Source organism: Bradyrhizobium sp. YCK136, from assembly GCF_044570075.1.
GTDB lineage: Bacteria > Pseudomonadota > Alphaproteobacteria > Rhizobiales > Xanthobacteraceae > Bradyrhizobium > Bradyrhizobium diazoefficiens.
The window spans coordinates 916445-934591 of record NZ_CP172424.1 but is presented as its reverse complement, the minus strand read 5'-3'; the positions used below and the strand labels follow the sequence as shown (position 1 = coordinate 934591).

14 protein-coding genes are annotated in these 18147 nt (G+C 58.9%); 10 read left to right on the top strand and 4 right to left on the bottom strand.

All coding sequences use genetic code 11. The annotated features are described in order from the left end of the window. Positions 1-265 precede the first annotated feature (265 nt). Positions 266-1609 carry an IS1380-like element ISBdi2 family transposase gene (locus ACFLEY_RS04475; protein ID WP_396604534.1) on the bottom strand — a complete coding sequence of 448 codons (1344 nt, stop codon included), beginning with the start codon at positions 1607-1609 and terminating at the stop codon, positions 266-268. Positions 1610-2080: 471 nt separating this feature from the next. Here ACFLEY_RS04475 and ACFLEY_RS04470 point away from each other — a divergent pair, with 471 nt between their 5' ends. The 7 genes from ACFLEY_RS04470 (at position 2081) to ACFLEY_RS04440 (ending at position 9145) form a co-directional block, all read left to right on the top strand. Beyond that, complete coding sequence (locus tag ACFLEY_RS04470) at positions 2081-2290, top strand: hypothetical protein (protein WP_014497819.1); 210 nt, start codon at positions 2081-2083, stop codon at positions 2288-2290. 122 nt (positions 2291-2412) lie between these two features. Beyond that, positions 2413-3126, top strand: coding sequence for a MerR family transcriptional regulator (locus ACFLEY_RS04465; protein ID WP_026312621.1), 714 nt, complete (start codon positions 2413-2415; stop codon positions 3124-3126). A gap of 425 nt (positions 3127-3551) precedes the next feature. Next, a complete protein-coding gene (locus ACFLEY_RS04460) occupies positions 3552-3842 on the top strand; it encodes an ABC transporter substrate-binding protein (RefSeq protein WP_028154217.1) in 291 nt (96 codons plus the stop codon). 31 nt (positions 3843-3873) lie between these two features. Beyond that, entirely contained in the window at positions 3874-4542 is a 669-nt protein-coding gene (locus ACFLEY_RS04455) for a branched-chain amino acid ABC transporter substrate-binding protein (RefSeq protein ID WP_283823352.1), read from the top strand. Between the two features lie 1475 nt (positions 4543-6017). Further along, a complete protein-coding gene (locus tag ACFLEY_RS04450; protein WP_014497821.1) occupies positions 6018-6380 on the top strand; it encodes a hypothetical protein in 363 nt (120 codons plus the stop codon). A 965-nt stretch (positions 6381-7345) separates the two neighbouring features. Continuing rightward, a complete protein-coding gene (locus ACFLEY_RS04445) occupies positions 7346-7591 on the top strand; it encodes a hypothetical protein (protein WP_082755858.1) in 246 nt (81 codons plus the stop codon). Positions 7592-8419: 828 nt separating this feature from the next. Further along, the gene (locus ACFLEY_RS04440) at positions 8420-9145 is read left to right on the top strand and encodes an outer membrane protein (RefSeq protein WP_014497822.1); all 726 of its coding nucleotides are present in this window, start codon (positions 8420-8422) and stop codon (positions 9143-9145) included. Positions 9146-9476: 331 nt separating this feature from the next. On the opposite strand, the gene ACFLEY_RS04435 is transcribed toward ACFLEY_RS04440, so the two are convergent. Further along, on the bottom strand, positions 9477-9596 hold the full coding sequence (locus tag ACFLEY_RS04435; RefSeq protein WP_018646991.1) for a LuxR C-terminal-related transcriptional regulator: 120 nt from the start codon (positions 9594-9596) through the stop codon (positions 9477-9479). Positions 9597-10969: 1373 nt separating this feature from the next. Here ACFLEY_RS04435 and ACFLEY_RS04430 point away from each other — a divergent pair. Continuing rightward, the gene (locus tag ACFLEY_RS04430; protein ID WP_396604533.1) at positions 10970-11575 is read left to right on the top strand and encodes a sulfite exporter TauE/SafE family protein; all 606 of its coding nucleotides are present in this window, start codon (positions 10970-10972) and stop codon (positions 11573-11575) included. 1341 nt (positions 11576-12916) lie between these two features. Here ACFLEY_RS04430 and ACFLEY_RS04425 read toward each other — a convergent pair. Further along, positions 12917-14260, bottom strand: coding sequence for an IS1380-like element ISBdi2 family transposase (locus tag ACFLEY_RS04425; RefSeq protein WP_039183842.1), 1344 nt, complete (start codon positions 14258-14260; stop codon positions 12917-12919). A gap of 576 nt (positions 14261-14836) precedes the next feature. Between ACFLEY_RS04425 and hemN the strand changes: the two genes are divergently transcribed. Then, complete coding sequence (hemN, locus tag ACFLEY_RS04420; RefSeq protein WP_060910092.1) at positions 14837-16174, top strand: oxygen-independent coproporphyrinogen III oxidase; 1338 nt, start codon at positions 14837-14839, stop codon at positions 16172-16174. A gap of 408 nt (positions 16175-16582) precedes the next feature. Here hemN and ACFLEY_RS04415 read toward each other — a convergent pair whose 3' ends face one another. Further along, entirely contained in the window at positions 16583-17101 is a 519-nt protein-coding gene (locus tag ACFLEY_RS04415; RefSeq protein WP_011084803.1) for a hypothetical protein, read from the bottom strand. 413 nt (positions 17102-17514) lie between these two features. Between ACFLEY_RS04415 and ACFLEY_RS04410 the strand changes: the two genes are divergently transcribed. Next, the gene (locus ACFLEY_RS04410) at positions 17515-17871 is read left to right on the top strand and encodes a hypothetical protein (protein WP_161170727.1); all 357 of its coding nucleotides are present in this window, start codon (positions 17515-17517) and stop codon (positions 17869-17871) included. Positions 17872-18147 lie beyond the last annotated feature (276 nt).

Below are 18147 nucleotides of genomic sequence, written 5' to 3'. Positions count from 1 at the left end.
CCTCCGCCTCGGGCGCGAGAAACGGCAGACTGCCGACTTGATGCTTTTAGGGACGGGAACGGAACGGGGCCGGCGAGCGACGGAGCAATGCCTTCGCACTGAAGCTAGCCCGATCTATTCACGAGAGCACGGTCGTTCTTGACGTCTGACGGGGGCTGGTGGCTGGCGTGGGTGACCGTCCGGCCTTTTCTCACCGGGTTCTACATCAAGCTGTTTTGTAGGCGATGGAGGAGTGGGGCGGGTGAGCGGGCGCAGGCCCGGTCGGTTACGGACCGAGCGGGAGCAGCGCGCCGGGCAAGCAGCGGATCAGGTCGGCTTCGGGACATGCCGCGGCAAACGCAAGGCGAATGCGGCTCGAGGTCTCGACCACACGGGCGGCGAGCTTCAAGAGCCGAAGACGCAGCGTCGCGAACTCGGCAGCGGCCAATTCCCGGGCTTTGGGAATGGCGTCGCGCACGGTCAGCATCAGCCAATAAGCGGCCGTATGGAGCACGAGACGGACCTGGTTGGCGAGCGCCGAACGGCAGCTGGTGCGGTCGGAGGCGAGCTGTGTCTTATGCAGCTTGATCAGATTCTCGGCTTGGCCGCGCGCGCAATACAGGCTGTCGTAGATCCACTCGGCCGAGCCGACATCGAGGCTGGTGACGACGAAACGGATGTCGAGGCCGAGCATCGTCGCCTCAATACGGGCGACGGTGCGCCGTTCGCGATCCCAGGACTTTGCCTTGTGGCGGGTCTCGGTATAGCCACGCAGAACCGGCAGGTTCTCGATGGCGCGTCGGGTGCGGATGTCGTCGGCGACCTCGTCGACTTTTCTGGCGAGAGGCTTGGTGCCGGACAGACCGAAGATGTAGTCGATGCCGTTGGTCTCGCACCACGCCATGGCCTCCGGCCGGGCATAGTGCCCGTCGCCACGGAACGTAATTCGCGTGTTGTGCCATCGCGTGCGGATATGCCGTACCAGGCGGCGCAGATGGGCACGCACCTCGACGCCGCCCGGCGTCTTGCCGGGCCGCAGCACGACGGCCACGGGCCGGCTCTTCTCCGTGTCGTAGACGTGGATCGGCAGAAAGCAGCGTTCGTCATAATGAGCGTTGAACAGCGAGAGCTGCTGATGGCCGTGGACGACGTCGCAGGTATCATCGATGTCGAGCGTGACGGATGCCGGCTCGTGGGGGTAGCTATCCATCCATGCGTCGACCAAAATGTAGGTCAGTCGGATCACGTCGCGCAGGCGCGGAGCATTCTCCAGCCGCGACAGCGTCGGCTGGGAACACAGATCCCGGCCCGTGTCCGGTAGGCGACCGCAGGCCAGCTTGAATGCCGGATCGGACCGCAGATGATCGAGGTCGTCGGCGTCCTCGTAGCCGCAGCAGATCGCGAACATGCGCGCGCGGAACATATCGACCAGGCTGTGCACGACCCGCGTCGGATCGCGCCGATCCGGGAACACCCGGGCCAGATTGTCGGCCAAGCCGAGACGCCGCTCGGCCATCGCCAGAAGCATCACGCCCCCGTTCGAGGTTAGGCGCCCACCATCGAAGGCAGCTGTGACTTTCTTGGCGTGAATGGCTGGAAACGAGAAGGGCGGAATCGTATCGTCGGTCATGGCGGGCGTGGCGTTCGCGGTTGGAGGTGATGGGGTTGGCTTCACAACCGAATCCTACGCCGTATCAGCGCTTTACACCACGCTCGCCAGCCTCTCGGGCGCCTCTTACGAATAAGACAGGCTAGGCGTTTACGTTGCAACGGCCGCGGCAGGGCGCAGCTCTCTCAAGAAGGTAGGCCAGGCACGGAGCTCTTGCCGTCAACTCCCTGGGTCGGTAGTTGCTCCCGATGAACGGAGATGATCAGCTTATTCGGATTCCTACCACCGTTCATTGTGAGCATAGAGATCGTCGGACTTGCCGTGCCGTCGAAGCTAGCATCGCGAACGCGTGTGGCCTGAACGCATCACACAGCAGCACATCACATCCTCATCGCCTTGCGCCGCAGGTATGACTTCTTTTGGCCCTACCGCAGCCAAACGTCTTGACGACGTGCGCTGCGCTTGACTCAATTTCAAACAAGGAGCTGAACGTTGAAGCTTTGCAGCGGGGTGTTCGATCCAGAAGAGCTATCTGCCCTCGGACGGCTTTATGACGGCGCCGTCGACGCGCTACCTCCGTCGATGCGGAGTCCAGAAAACTGCGCAGCAATCGCCAAACTTATCCTGGAGCGTACGGCGGCTGGCGAGGCTGAACTGGCACGCCTGGCGAACTTGTTGATCACCCTTTCTCCTGAGGGTTGATCAGCCGCCATTCTAAGGATAGTCACCACTCGCGCGCATGAATTAAAGGCGATTCAACTGGAGCTTAGAAATCCGCTTGAATCATACGTGACGTCAGGTTGTAGGCTTTGAAATTGAACAACATGAACAGAGCTACACCAAGACGGCGTCGATGGCGCATCGGCGAACTTGCAGAGGCGACCGGAGTAACGGTGCGCACGCTGCACCATTATGAGCACACTGGACTGCTAGCAGCGACAGAGCGCACTGAGGGCGGTCACCGGATGTATGACCGCGAAAGCGGGCAACGGGTTCATCAGATTCGCGCGCTGCGTGAGCTTGGCTTCTCGCTCGTGGAGATCCGTAAAGCTATGGAGGGGACGACCTCACTCACGGACTTGCTGCGCAAACATCTAGAGCGCATAGAAGTCCAAGTCGCGCGCACAACTCTGTTGCGCGACCGTTTGCGCAACATGACCATCGACAGCGAGGCGCAGGTAAGTGTGGATGAGCTGCCTGCCACCCTGAACGCCATGTCGCGCGCCGAGACGCGGAGTCAGACGTCCCGGTGCACCTGCAATTTAGCTGCGGAGCGAGAGGACCGCTGGCGGCGAATCCGTGATGATCTTCGCGACTGCATGGATGGGGGCGAGCACCCTTGCGGAGAGCGCGCAAAGGCTGTCGCGGTTGCAGCACGCTTGCTGATCAGCGAAATCGCCGGCGACGATTCACGTGTTTCGATGATCCTGAAGGTACTTGCACGATTAAGCGCGCCCCGCAGTCTGGCTGGTTGGGATCCCTGTCTAATGCAATATCTCGATCTTGCCCTTGGCGGATTGGAGGATCAGCCTTACTGACGCATTCATGGCGGGTTCCACACGCCGGTTAGGGCAAGCTAAGAAACGCTAGGTGAACCGGCCGCTCTCCGACGCGGCTTGGAGTTTTTACGGAATCAAACGGAAGGATTGTCACCGCCGGTCGATCCGCGTCCCTGACGCCTCCATCGCTCTTCCCAAAAGGGCTTGATCCGCACGTAACGTCAAGTTGTAGATCTTACCGTAGTTGGCGGCTCGCCCGGCCAACGCAGGTTTGCCCAGCAAGCAACGCCTGTCTGCAGGCGTGGTTGACTACAACCAGTTGCGGTTCACTTCAGGTGAGCATTGGAAGCTCTACAATGGTAAATAAGCGGCATGCCTCTCTTGCGCCTGCGGCGCTTCTCTTCTGCGCTCTCGTCGCTCCGTCTGCGCGCGGCTCTGAAATAAAGATCGCCGTGGCTGGCCCAATGACCGGAAGCAGCGCTGCATTCGGCGCGCAAATGCGCGATGGTGCGGCCGCGGCGGTCGAGGTCCTGAACGCCTCAGGCCAGCTTCCCGATAATGCCAAAACTATATTGAGCGTCGCTGACGACGCCTGCGACCCGAGGCAAGCTGTCGCAGTCGCGAATAAGCTCACGACAGAGCGGATCCTGTTGGTGGTTGGCCATTTTTGTTCCTCTTCGTCGATCCCGGCCTCCGACATCTACGCGAAGCTGGCATCGTCCAGGTGTTACCAGGCTCGTCAACTCCTCAACTAACAGAGCACGGCCTTGAGACTGTCTTTCGGATCTGCGGCCCGACGACCAACAGGGAGCCGTTGCCGCCGAGTACATTCACACGAATTATCGCCTCGAGAAAATCGCGGTGCTGGACGACAAGAGCACTGCTGGCAGGGGGATTGTCGACGTGGTTGAAGCCCGGCTTCATCGATTGGGATGGCAGGTGAGCCGGCAAAGCTATGTTGCCGGTGAAAGGGGCTTCAGAGCCTTGCTCTCAAGAATGAAGAAGGACCGGCTGCGCGTCGCCTATATCGGCGGCTACCACACCGAAGTCGGATTGTTGGTACGCCAGGCAGCAGAAGCAAAAGCAGACCTCACGGTCATGGCGAACGATCCGCTGATGACCTCCGAATTCTGGGCCATTACCGGCAGCGCTGGGAATGGCACATTGTTTACCTTCATGCCCAACCCCGCTGGGAACGCCAATGCTGCCAGTGCGGTCGCCGGACTCAAAGCTTCCGGGCTGCCCGGTGAAGGCTACACACTATACGCTTGTGCCGCTGTGCAAGCCTGGGCAGAGGCGGTGAACCGGAGCGGCTCCTTCAATGCTGACCGGGTCGCCAGCGCGCTTCGTTCCCGACCGATCGACCGGTTCGACAAAAGGAGGGACAACTCGGCTTCTGGATTTTTGGTTTATCGCTGGCGCGACGGTCATGTCGAGCGTGTCAAGAAGTACTGATTTTCATGCAACGCAGCATTCCCCACGCGAAGTATCTCGAATGATGAGACGCCCTCAGAACGTTGTCGCAGCAATGCTCGCTAGCGCTTTTATATTCGCTGCTTTTGCAGCGTTTTTCGCGCTCGCTGCGGCGCTCGCAGAGCTACCGAGCGCCGCCCTGCCGAAGGTGCTACGCCCGATGATAGACAAATAGCAGCCCCCTTGTCTGATCCCGTCTGCAGCACTGGCCTCGGAGGCGGCCATTTACCGTTCTGCTAGGTTTGAAGGCATGCCCCTTATGCAGCCAGTGATCGAAGGTTGAGGACTAGGAAAGCGAAGCTAACGATTCTTTATGGACAAGCACGGATTTTGTTGGAGGCGTTCGCCTTCTGTCAGATTCGTGCCCGACCAGCATCTACGCATTCTCTAGCCTGGATTATATCGCGCAATCTCAGATCCACGAATGGAAGAGACAGCGGGACGGCACGAAGCAATCAGGCCCACTAGCTAGACTATAGCCGAGTATACGGGTAGCGAGAGCTGGTGGATAGCCGGCGCCGGCATGTCTCTCTTGGCCGCGGGGGCACCAAGGTTTTGGCGTCCAAGTCAACGCTACTCGTTCCGCTACTTCGTGCGCTCTCAAGCATGGCGGGTCATCAGCGGCTCAGCCGCCTGCCCGGGCATTCCCTATGCTTCCTAGCCCGGATAGCAGGAGAACCAATCAACCGGCTCCGATGAAGGCGGTGAGATTGCTCGCCTGCGCTATCAACGAACTGGATGCATCCCATCAACACTTTCTATTTTACTAATTGAAGCCAAACACCGCATAAGTCGATCGCCGGCTTACGGAAGGCAGTGTTCACGAATGTCGCGTGATAATGGATCACTTGGTCGCAGAGCAAATCACGTGCTTCGTGGCTGCTTCGAGCAATGTTTGACGGCAAGACACGTGGGGGCACGAATGCAGTGCGGTGACCAGTCGCAGTTGGCGCGCAATCTACACGACGTTGCCTGCCCCTTTGGGCATGATACTTGATTGCTCTAAGAAGACAGCTATCACGCACACTCGGCGATGGTAAATGCCTCCGCAGCGTAGAACTCGGGCAGGTGAGTTGGCCTTCGCAGGGGTGCGGGCTGGACCTTTCGCTCTGACCAGGCGGGTCGCCTCAACAGTCCGGCGCTGTTGCCGCGGCCTCCAAGCAGAGCAGTACAATCAGCTGTGTGGCCCCGAACAGAGTCACCGCTGTTGCCGAACGCACTGGGCGGCTCGAGAATCCATTCAAATCCCGCGCCATCGGCAACGCTTTTCGTTTTTCCCTAGACGCTCATTGCACTTTTGCAATCCTTTCGCGGCACATATGTGCCCCCTCTTCCAGGGGACCGGAAGCGCCTCCTGTGCAGCAGTCATTTGTCCAGCGAAGCGTCCGCCGTTTGGCGAACGGGAAACGATACCTCTACTCCGCCTGTCTTGCATTTCACCACTTTGGAGAAATACCGTGGAACTTGACCCTTCCAATTCACGCATACAAAACCTCGAGGATCGCGTCGACCTGCAACTCGACATCGTGGCTGGGCTCATGCGCGAAGAAGGCAACGAGCTGGAAGCGATCCGATTACTTAATGCCCTCATAGGCCAAATGATCACCGCGGAACTGGAGCTCGGCCAGCTTGGCGATACAAGAACCGGCCACGGACGAATGCGATTGTCGCAAGACCGTGGCGTTTACCACCCCGAGGACCTTCAGATTCTGGGACGCCTTTTTGATCAGACTGTGGCGGCATTACCGGCCGCGCTGCGGACTTCCGCCAATCGATTGACGATCGCCAAGCTCATTCTTTCACGTGCGGCAGCGGACTGAGATTTCATTTGCGCTTTTTGGAGATTGATGGCGTTGAGCGGACGTTTATGGCTGGGCTGACAGTTACACTTAGGCCGCACACACCAGGGATCGACATTTGCTGTTTATGGGCTCACCGTCCGTAAGCGCGCCGCTTCCGCTGGCCTTTCATATGGCAACAGTTCGCCACCACTTTCGAAATCAGGCTTGCTCTATCTCACGCCGCCGGCGACGCATTCGATCTAGCTGGGCCTTGCTGTCCCTCGACGCCTTTCACGAGCTGCAAGTATCCAAAGCTCGGAAGCGCGCCGCCGATCCCACGCTGCGCCGGCTTTCCTACGCAACTCCGTATTGAACCCACACCGACGGCGCCCGGCCCTTCTTTGCCAAACGACTAAGAATCCGCCGTGGGGAAAGTGCAATTGCCCTTGCATCTCGTTCCCTCTCTTAGGCGCCTGACCGGTAACAAACACCACGGCCGGAGCGAAAGCCACGCGCAGGTGAATATCACACGGCAATAGGCGTCGAGACTTGTCGCAAAGCAGACAAGTCTCATCCGGAACAGGCTACATCACCCCAAATCCGACGTCACAAGCGCCATTGCGGTTTGAACGCTTCTTGAGAGTGGGAAAAGAGTAGGCGGCCTTTTTCATCATGCTGGGCTTTAACCGCAACCGGTGGGGGCCGATCTTCCGAATGAAGGAAGAAAAGCCACAACTTGGTGACCGACCAAGAGGCCCACGACGGCAATGAAGGGCACGACAACTCGTACTCGCTTCACTCTTTTCAGAATTTCTTCGAATTGCGCGGGCATTACGGCGTTCGGTCATCGCAACTTCAACAAGCATCTATATCCTCTCCTGAAGTCCCGGGAGTAGCGTGGAAGAGGTTGAAGAGCAGATGTCTTTCGTGCTGAGACACGCAACACAATCCGGTTGCTTTTGAGAAGGTACTTCCTTGTATCAGGATGTCGAGGAGCGTTAGAGATGGATCAGATCTTTTCCGAGCAGGTGCAGGTGCCAGATGCCGTTGTGAGCGTCGCATTTGACAAGGCTTGGAGCTTTGTCGAGAAGGATCCGCTGCTGGCACGTAATCTGAAGGCCGTCCTTCATAGCCGATTGCGCACTTACCTCGAGTGCTCGATAAGAAACAGCGAACGGAATGCTCTGAATCTGGCCAACGAGGCGATACGCAACTTGCGGGCTGAACTGGCACCGTCGACCGGGCAATGACTCGCTTGTGCCTATTGCGGCGAGAGCATCCGGCGCCGTTAAGGCATTTAGGGCGCCTCATACGGTGGAAAATTCGGGCCAGTGCGTGGTCGAGCAGACTTTTCTCTAATCATGTGCGGCCCCGCTGAAACGAGAGCGCTCGAGAAAGCTGTTGCCTCTGCAGCTCCTCTGGCGGCCGAGACCAGGAAGCTGAACACCAGGCCCAGACGGCGGCGAGACGGGGCGGCCGCGCTGGTATTCGCTCGCGCCAGGAAACCGACCACGGTGACCTTGAGCTCGGCACGATCTTGCGCAACTTCAAGCAAGAGCAAATCCGCAGTCTAGCACGCAGTGGGCTTCCCGACCCATCAATCAAGGTCGAAGTTGACGGACCATCGAGCTAGACTTGTGGTCGTTCCAGAGCCAAAGCGATCGAGCCTGCAATCGATCGGCATCGCGTTGCTCGCGATTGCAAGCGATAGCACGTCCGTGTTGCCGGAAGAATGACCTTAAGCGCCTGAGGCGTGCCATCGATCCAGTACTGTAAGTGCGGCTGGGCGTTGCCGCAGCTTAGCGACGGAAGGAGCCGAACACCTTTTGGCTTTGCTCCGCGTCGCAGGTGATCATGAACGATCATTTTCAAAGAGGATGATCCGCGCGAGGCGACCACTGCCGAGCCACAGCGTCTCGGTAGAAGCAAAGCAGCGGAAACCGCGAGCTCCGCAATCTGACGCCGCGGGCGATTGGGCACGTTTCTTTCCAAGACATGTTGTGCGCCAGTTACAGCAATTCGCGTTCATGTTGTTAAACGGCACGGTGCCTGGGGCACCTAAAGGAAACAACACGCGAATGAAAAAGATTCTTATTCTGACTGCATGCATCGGCGCACTCTGTGCGGCCGCCCCCTCATTCGGCACGGATCTGGCCGGGCAGCCCGTCAAGGTCAAGGCGGCACCGCTGCCGGTCGCGGCCCCGATTATCGATTGGTCCGGCTACTATATGGGCGCAAACGGTGGCTGGGGAACGAGCCACAATTGCTGGGATTTCAATGGCATCACTTCCGAGGGCTGCCATAATTCGACTGGCGGTACCGTTGGCGGCCAGATCGGCTATCGTTGGCAAATCTTCAACATGGTGTACGGCCTCGAAGGCCAGGGCAACTGGGCCGACTTCCGCGGCTCCAATGTCAGCACCGCCTTCCCGACAGACACCGTTGGCACCACGACAGATGCATTCGGCCTACTCACGGGCCATATCGGATACGCGTTCAATGCTGTGCTCCTTTATGGCAAGGGCGGTGCTGCGGTGACCAGCAACACCTATTACGTCAACTCGGTGGCAACCGGCACCGAGCTTGGCAAAAACAATGATGTGCGTTGGGGTGGCGTGCTGGGCGCCGGTGCCGAAGTCAGCCTCACGCCGAACTGGTCAGCGGGCGTCGAGTATAACCACTTGTTCATGCAGCGCAGCAACATAAGCTTCCCAGCGGCCCTTGGCGCGGATCGCGCGCACCAGGACGTCGATCTCATCACGGCACGGCTCAACTACAAGTTTGGCTGGCCATTCGCCAGATAAAGATCTCCACGCGTTTGCATGAATCGGGACCCCGACCCGCGGTCGGGGTTCTTTCCTCAGCTGTTCCTCTCCCTAGACCCCTGTCCGACGTCCCGAGCAAGCGGTGCGGGCTCATCTGAGCAAAGAATCACCCGCTGGTGGAGAGAGCCATGCTCCGACTAGTGAGCATTAGATCGGCCGATTCCACATCTTACCGACCTTACGAAGCCCCAGAACCTCACCCAGCGCGAGATGCAGACTTGCCCAAAGGAGGGTTATATCTGCGAGTTCACCGAAAGCGCCGTGCTCAACTTGCCAGAAGCTGGAAGCCAAAGTCGTTCCTCAATTGAATTCAAAGAACATCGAGGCGAATAGCTATCGCGACTGCTTGAATCCGGCTGGTCGCACCCAGCTTTCCCATCGTATTCTTGACATGAAAATTGACTGCATTCTCGCTGATTTCCAGGATCATCCCAATTTCCCATAACGATTTTCCTTCTCTGACGCCATTGGCCGCATTCGTTGCTCTGCCGGCGACTGCGCCAGGATGATCGCATCGTCAAACAACCGAATAGCGTCATCATCCTTGCTCCGAGGCGATCGACAAAGTGCTCGCTGATGGCGAGCTGGCGAACTCGGAGATCATCGCCTGTCGTCCGTGCGGATCGACTCCATGCGAACACAAGGATGCTCCATCTTACTCATGCCGGCAGTGATAGAAGGGCCGAGGGCCCCGGGACTGTGCTGGCGACAAGAACCGAGCGCACGCACGGCTAGATGCTTGGGTCGGTTTAGCTTGCATGGCGAGAAAACGCAGTCGCGTCCGAACGGTGCTTCGCTTTGTCTCTCGGGCGAGCACGAGGAGATCTTGGGCTCTGAACTACACGTAAGGTAGAGCACGCACCTTTCAGTGCGAGACTCGATCTGCGTCTTGTCAGTACCAATTCCCTGCTTTGAGATGAAGACAACAGAAGTGTCATCTTTTTTTCCCAATCTTGCGAATCATCCATCGCTAACCTGTCGCTGATTCTCGGCGTGTGACAGCGTCGGTGACGCGATCGATGAGCTGCACGGAAGATCCGATGCAGACGCTACTCCCCGCATCGTTGTCCGGCATTTCATCGGGCCCGTCCGGCAGCCCGGTACAAACGAACCGAACGGACAGAAATGGGCCACGTCAAAAACGCAACAAGCGATAGGCGCAGTCGCGAAACCTGTTTGATGCGGAAGACGCTTTGCATGCGCATTCCAGAAGGAGAGGCCCCCGGATCGGACTAGCAAGTGCCATACCAACTGTTGATTTCGCCAAAATCAATCGTCGCAAAAGGACTTCGAATGCGGACGGTTGGTTGCGAGGTAGGTGCCTCGAAGCATTCATGACATGGGGAGGGAAGGCGACAGTACCATTGCGAGCTGCGGCACGAGGTAAGCTACAGCAACAAATGCAGCTCACCTCGGCAGCTCACCTCGGCCGCCCCCTCGAGTGCCGTCCTCTCAGGGCCTCAAACGCCCCCTATTGGGGCCCAGTCAACTACCAACCTCGGCAATTGATGGGAGGGTCCACACATGGCACTCGCTAAGGAACTTGAACTGACTACACCTCCGGCCGCACGATTCCGGCGAACCGCTTAGATCCGCCCCGAGCGGAAATACAATTAGGCCGCACCAGATGCACGAATCATGATGGGCTTGCTAATAAAACGGGCGAAGATCGTCGCCAAGATATGTGAAACATGGCTTCCCTGCTCTTCGCGATCATCTCCCTGCTATATGCGAGCGTTGGCCAGGCTGGCGGGACTGCATTCCTCTCGCTAATGGCTTTTTTTTGGTATGTCATCGACAGAGATGCGCCCCACGGCGCTTGGTCTCAACATTGTCGTCGCGGCTTATTCTACTTGGCTGTTCAACCACAACAAGGTCGTTGACTGGACAATCCTGCGCCCTCTTCTCTTTTCGTCAATGCCAGCGTCGCTTGCCGGTGGCTTGATTGTGCTCGAGGAGCACATGTACAAAACACTAACCGGACTCGTTCTTCTTCTGGCGAGCGCAGTGATGATCATGCAGCGGGGACGAGCTGTCGATCGCGTCGGCGAAATTCCGCTCCGGGAAAGCGTGAGCATTGGCGCGGTCCTTGGCCTCGTTTCTGGCCTGACTGGGGTGGGCGGCGGTGTGTTCCTCGCCCCGACGCTCATCGCACTGAATTGGGCATCACCGAGGCAGACCGTCGCGCTATCACCCCCTTTTATCCTGGCCAATTCCACAGTCGGCTTCGTCGGAGCTCTTTTCACCGGGCAATTTCCCTCTCCGGATTTGGCTCTATACGCTATCTTCACGCTGGCGGGGGCGGTCGCTGGAGCAGTAATCGGCCTGAAATGGTTGAGCCAGACAGCCATCAGATTCATACTGGCGGCCGTTCTGCTCGTTGCCGGCATTCAATTGGTTCGCGCTTAAAGTGGAAACGCGCATCTTTCATGCGGGCGATCCCAGCGCGGTCAGATCGAAGTACAAGGTTTCTGCGAGCCGCGGCTCAAGCCTGGTCCGAGCGCCTTGCCCAACACTGAAAGCCGCCAACACGATCGCGAAAAGCCGTAGGGTCGAGCGAGGGTGAGGCGGATCCGAGCGCGCTCCGCATCGTCCTGAGGCGGACGGTCAGTACTAGATCGCATCCGATTCGCGCTTCCAATCGACCTGCAGGATCAACGTCGGGCAGGCCGGGCGAGCAAACGAGGCGTACGCCGATCTCGGCTATGGCCTGGCGCGACGCTTCAATCAAGCGTGCCCGACGAAGAGCACCTGATCGATGGCGATCCGGCAAGCTCTCACTACCCTGAGGACCGCGCCAGGGTGCGCATTCGACTTGGTTAGGAGCGATAGGGCGATGAACTCTCAATATAGTATTTCTGCAAGGCCGCGCAATCTCCTTTCTCGCGCGCGTGTGGGCTGCGTCCTCATGGAGAATATTACGAAGATGATGTCCACGCTCGATTGGTTTTCGAAACAGACACTTTATCGATCCAGTGTGAATGGACTGGAACGCCAGGATGCGAATCCCATTTTCTGTAATCATGAGGCACAACCTTACACCCCGGCTCCTGCATACATGGCCTCCAGCTCGCAGCGTAGGAATGTTTTGTGACGGGATGATCGACGCCTCACCAGGCGACTTATGTGGAACCGAATCTGGAGGTCCATCGCATTGATGCGACGCCAATGAAGACTCGCTGCATAGATATGCGATCTGGCCAATCAACAGCTGCAACGGCGTTATCAGAAACAAAACGCCTCAACCGATGAAGCAGAATAGAAAGTACAGCAAATCGTTCCGAGCTCGCGTTTGCCATCAGCACGACGTCCAACTCGTTGTGAGTTAGTGACATGTATTTGGATCTGAACGAGACGCCGGCGAACCAAGGCGTCCCGACGCACTTTGCCGGGGGCGTGAAGTGCGCCGGGGCCACCCCAACATCATCAGTACATCCGTGATGATGCTTGCGGCAATGAGACAAGCAGCGTGGCGGAATTGAGGCTCATTGATTTTATGCTGGAAACCAAAAAAGTTTTTCGTGAGCTGCTACAAAAGACTTGAATCGCACGCAGCGTCACGTGCTGCAATCGCACATCGCGCTCTGCTCTAGCCCGATCTATTCACGAGAGCACGGTCGTTCTTGACGTCTGACGGGGGCTGGCGGCTGGCGTGGGTGACCGTCCGGCCTTTTCTCACCGGGTTCTACATCAAGCTGTTTTGTAGGCGATGGAGGAGTGGGGCGGGTGAGCGGGCGCAGGCCCGGTCGGTTACGGACCGAGCGGGAGCAGCGCGCCGGGCAAGCCGCGGATCAGGTCGGCTTCGGGACATGCCGCGGCAAACGCAAGGCGAATGCGGCTCGTGGTCTCGACCACACGGGCAGCGAGTTTCAAGAGACGAAGACGCAGCGTCGCGAACTCGGCAGTGGCCAATTCCCGGGCTTTGGGAATGGCGTCGCGCACGGTCAGCATCAGCCAATAAGCGGCCGTATGGAGCACGAGACGGACCTGGTTGGCGAGCGCCGAACGGCAGCTGGTGCGGTCGGAGGCGAGCTGTGTCTTATGCAGCTTGATCAGATTCTCTGCTTGGCCGCGCGCGCAATACAGGCTGTCGTAGATCCACTCGGCCGAGCCGACATCGAGGCTGGTGACGACGAAACGGATGTCGAGGCCGAGCATCGTCGCCTCAATACGGGCGACGGTGCGCCGTTCGCGATCCCAGGACTTTGCCTTGTGGCGGGTCTCGGTATAGCCACGCAGAACCGGCAGGTTCTCGATGGCGCGTCGGGTGCGGATGTCGTCGGCGACCTCGTCGACTTTTCTGGCGAGAGGCTTGGTGCCGGACAGACCGAAGATGTAGTCGATGCCGTTGGTCTCGCACCACGCCATGGCCTCCGGCCGGGCATAGTGCCCGTCGCCACGGAACGTAATTCGCGTGTTGTGCCACCGCGTGCGGATATGCCGTACCAGGCGGCGCAGATGGGCACGCACCTCGACGCCGCCCGGCGTCTTGCCGGGCCGCAGCACGACGGCCACGGGCCGGCTCTTCTCCGTGTCGTAGACGTGGATCGGCAGAAAGCAGCGTTCGTCATAATGAGCGTTGAACAGCGAGAGCTGCTGATGGCCGTGGACGACGTCGCAGGTATCATCGATGTCGAGCGTGACGGATGCCGGCTCGTGGGGGTAGCTATCCATCCATGCGTCGACCAAAATGTAGGTCAGTCGGATCACGTCGCGCAGGCGCGGAGCATTCTCCAGCCGCGACAGCGTCGGCTGGGAACACAGATCCCGGCCCGTGTCCGGTAGGCGACCGCAGGCCAGCTTGAATGCCGGATCGGACCGCAGATGATCGAGGTCGTCGGCGTCCTCGTAGCCGCAGCAGATCGCGAACATGCGCGCGCGGAACATATCGACCAGGCTGTGCACGACCCGCGTCGGATCGCGCCGATCCGGGAACACCCGGGCCAGATTGTCGGCCAAGCCGAGACGCCGCTCGGCCATCGCCAGAAGCATCACGCCCCCGTTCGAGGTTAGGCGCCCACCATCGAAGGCAGCTGTGACTTTCTTGGCGTGAATGGCTGGAAACGAGAAGGGCGGAATCGTATCGTCGGTCATGGCGGGCGTGGCGTTCGCGGTTGGAGGTGATGGGGTTGGCTTCACAACCGAATCCTACGCCGTATCAGCGCTTTACACCACGCTCGCCAGCCTCTCGGGCGCCTCTTACGAATAAGACAGGCTAGCAAGTCACTTATCTCCGTGACGCTCCGGCCTTGAACGGGAGGCATCCGTCGATTGCGGAGCAACCACGTCGGCCTTTCCTCGGAAGTCCAGCAACAAGCTCAGCTGCCCTGCTGAGGTTTTAAGATCCCTGTTTCCGTCGCAAAAAGGCAGGACGCCAGGGGGAATGCGGAAACGACGCTGCCCGATGAGCGATTGATACTGCGCACGGCTAGTCGCGGTACACCGCGCTAATTCGAGCGTCCTCGTAGAAATTCATATGCCACCATAAACGTCCGAATAATTGCGGACGAGCGGCGCTCACTTCCAGGCATGAACCCCAACGCTGCGTTTGGCCGTGACGTCGAGAGCAGGCCAGATCTCAGGAACCGTTAGACGCGTTTGACATAACGCAAAGACATAACAGTGGGCATCGGTCAGCTTTATGCCGCTCGACCATGAGAAAGTTAGGCTTTGCAGACGTCTCTCCTGAACAAGTATTGCGACGCTCGCCTGCCTTGGTACACCATATACCCGACCGTGCCGGATTTCTCCGCGACCGTCGGTGCCAAGACTTGTGAGACATGGTTGAGGCGGCTGCCGCCCGACGATCCCGTGTCGCTATACATCCACGTTCCGTTCTGTCGTGCTATCTGTTGGTATTGCGGCTTCCCTACAAGCCTCACTCGCAGCGAGCGACCGATCCGCAAGTACTTGGCGACGCTGCATGCCGAGATACGTTTGGTCGCAGAGCAAGCGCCTCGCGCGCTGCCGGTAAGCGACGTGCATTTCGGCGGCGGGACGCCGACTACTATTGCACCGGCCGATTTTCTCGCCTTGATGGGACTCCTGCGACGCTGCTTCGCGTTCAGCAAATCAGCTACCATCGCCATAGAAATCGACCCACGTGCGTTCACGGCCGAGATGGTTGAAACATTACAAGTGGCCGGCGTCAATCGCGCGAGCATCGGCGTGCAAAGCTTCGACGGGGTGGTTCAGAGGTCGGTCAACCGCGTCCAGAGCGAGGTGCAGACGGCGTCTGTCGTCGAAAGCCTTCGCCAGCATGGGATAAGCCGCATCAATTTCGACCTCCTCTTCGGACTGCCGCATCAGACGGTGCGATCTTGCGTGGACTCTACACGGACGGCTCTGGCCATGCGGCCAGACCGGCTTGCAGTTTTCGGCTATGCTCACGTCCCCTCCTATATGAAACGTCAGCGCCAGATCGATGAGACGGCGCTGCCGGATAATCTCGCCCGCGCCGAGCAAGCCGCGGCTATTGCAGATACGCTGGTCTCGGCTGGCTACCGCCAGATCGGGCTCGACCATTTCGCCCTGCCCAACGACGAGCTCGCGCTGGCGCAGAAAGCCGGTCAGCTTCGCCGCAACTCCCTGGGCTATTCGGCTGATACCTGCAAAACCGTGATCGGCTTAGGTCCGTCAGCCATCGGCCGTCTGCGTGAGGGTTACGTTCAGAACGAGAGCGCAACCGCTTCCTATCACCAACACATTCAGGCTGGTCGTCCGGCAACCTCAAAAGGCTACTGCCTCTCCCCCGAAGATCGCCTCCGCGCCGCAATTATCGAGCGTCTGATGTGCGATTTGCAGGCCGACGTACCAGCGATCTGTGCTGCTCACGGATTTGATCCAATTCCTCTTCTCAATTCGGCCGACCGGCTGGGAATGCTCGCCGAAGACGGGATAGTGGACATTGAAGAGGGATTCATTCGGGTCAAGCAGGAACACCGGTTTCTCGTTCGTGCTGTTGCTGCCGCATTCGACACCTATCTCGACCGTATCCCTATTAACTAAGCCGCGCATGTGAGCAGATCTCAAACATTTAAGCTCTTCGCGACGGAATGATCTGAAGAGGCACCTCCGGCAGACAGGCCAGATTTCGAGGATGCAGCGGCGGTGTCATGACAACGATCTTTCAGATATGGCCTCAAACCGGGAGGGCTGACTAAAGGGAAGCTGATTTGAAGGAGAAGCGCAGCGGATTCCGCCGTTCAGGGCCACGGCTCGATCATGCCGAAAGGGCTCTGCCCCACCTCCCCTTGACTGCTCTTGATGCTGGTGACGGCCTCAGCGACGTGCCGCTGGAGACGCCGGCGCCCGCACCAGCTTCGGGAAATTTACGGCTGGAGGCAGCTTTGCGAAGCTACGGTCCACCTCCTCGAGCACAGTTGGACACTCGACGACGCCTGCAGCGTCCCAGACTCAAGGCTCGGCTGTCTTCGGTCCGGCGATCACTGGCGCGCCTCCGACGGAAACAGGTCCCTGTGGTTTGGACCGCCCGAAGCGTTTCCTGGCGGCGCTCGAAACAGCCCGGGCTGGCGACAAAGGAGGCTCGGAAGCAGCAGAAGGGACAGGTGTTGAACTCTGCAGCGCATCGATCCGCGAAGTCAGTATGGTGATCTGATCCAGGACCCCTTTGAGGACATCCCGCTGGGCATCGATCCGGCGGTTGAGTTCTGCGATCTCATCACCATTTTTCTGCTGTGCCCACTTTATCTCGGACAAGGATGCCCTGTCCTCCGGTGGCAGGCTCATCGTTGAAGCGACTTCGCTGCTTTCCGGCGTCTCGACAGGCTCTTCAAGGTTAGCCCAAAGCCAGGCGCTAGCAGCACACGAGCCGACGAGGATAAGCGGGAGCACCAAAACCGGGAGAATCCGTCTTGACGGCCCGTGCAAGAGCGGCCGCAAGTCTGAAGCGGCCGCTTGATCAATCAAGTCCATTGTCCCTCGCTCAAGATCTCGTTCCAGCAGGCTTATTTTGTCGACGCGATAGCTCGCGATGCTCCCGCGTTCCAGGAGCTGCCAGCGTCGACAATAATCAATCTTGGTGAGCTTCCCGATCGGCTGCGCCTACTCCTATGAAACGCTCCTTCTTGAGCAACGCGACAATTTGCGCGCGTTCTCAATGATAGCGCCACCAGCGAGCAATGGTTCTCGTCGTAGTCGGCGATGGCGCAGCATTCTCTCATCATTCAGAAGAACCTTGCAGATTTTTTACCGTGCCCCGGCACGAATGCAAACCGTCCACTGATTCCTGCAAGTGTTCGATGGAGCCCCGCCTCACGCATTGCCCAGACCAGCAACCTCGTCTGGGACGCGCCACGTAAGCGCCACGGCTGATCGGCCGAGCCGCAATGGCGCGATTGGACCGGCAAACATTGCACCTGATCAACTACCAGTTCCGGCAGGTTGTTCGAGATGACGGGCACGTGGCAAGCGTAACCAACGAACGCCGCGCACATCAAGGTTTTGGATGCAAGACAGGTTTTGCCGCGCCGACGGCAGAAAGCAACTGCTCGCCGATATCCGCCAAAGCTGCTCGATGGCTGATTCCTCCGGTCCCCTGGGCTATCACGTTGGATGTTGTGGTGTGGTTGCCGCGCGCGCAAATCCAAAAGCTCTTCGGCCTTCAAGCCCGCCGATCGTCTCGTGTTTCGCTGACAACGATACCAATGAAACGCTTCGTGAAGCCAAGCCTCTTGCACGGCTAGCCTTGCTTTCGGGTGGCTGCCGTTTGGTCCAGAAAGCCGCCTTCGATGCAGATGCGCACCACCGCCAGACTCGCCTGACGCACAGTGAGCAAGGTGGACATTCGCAACGCTTTGGCGGCCAGGACAGAACGCTCCGCGCGCTCGTGAGCATTTGCCGAGCCAGCGCTCTCCGCTGGCTCTGGGCGCACCGGCGTCACGCACAACCAAAGTTTCGGACCAGATCATCCTCGCGCCGCGAGCTGAGAGGTTCAGGAAGCCTGAGTGGCTCTGTTCGGA

Coding starts and splice junctions, on each gene's coding strand:
- ACFLEY_RS04430 (WP_396604533.1), top strand. CDS start 10,970: ATGCGCCCCACGGCGCTTGGTCTCAACATTGTCGTCGCGGCTTATTCT.
- ACFLEY_RS04435 (WP_018646991.1), bottom strand. CDS start 9,596: ATGATCCTGGAAATCAGCGAGAATGCAGTCAATTTTCATGTCAAGAAT.
- ACFLEY_RS04475 (WP_396604534.1), bottom strand. CDS start 1,609: ATGACCGACGATACGATTCCGCCCTTCTCGTTTCCAGCCATTCACGCC.
- ACFLEY_RS04415 (WP_011084803.1), bottom strand. CDS start 17,101: ATGGACTTGATTGATCAAGCGGCCGCTTCAGACTTGCGGCCGCTCTTG.
- ACFLEY_RS04465 (WP_026312621.1), top strand. CDS start 2,413: ATGAACAGAGCTACACCAAGACGGCGTCGATGGCGCATCGGCGAACTT.
- ACFLEY_RS04445 (WP_082755858.1), top strand. CDS start 7,346: ATGGATCAGATCTTTTCCGAGCAGGTGCAGGTGCCAGATGCCGTTGTG.
- ACFLEY_RS04410 (WP_161170727.1), top strand. CDS start 17,515: ATGGCGCGATTGGACCGGCAAACATTGCACCTGATCAACTACCAGTTC.
- ACFLEY_RS04425 (WP_039183842.1), bottom strand. CDS start 14,260: ATGACCGACGATACGATTCCGCCCTTCTCGTTTCCAGCCATTCACGCC.
- ACFLEY_RS04460 (WP_028154217.1), top strand. CDS start 3,552: ATGACCGGAAGCAGCGCTGCATTCGGCGCGCAAATGCGCGATGGTGCG.
- ACFLEY_RS04440 (WP_014497822.1), top strand. CDS start 8,420: ATGAAAAAGATTCTTATTCTGACTGCATGCATCGGCGCACTCTGTGCG.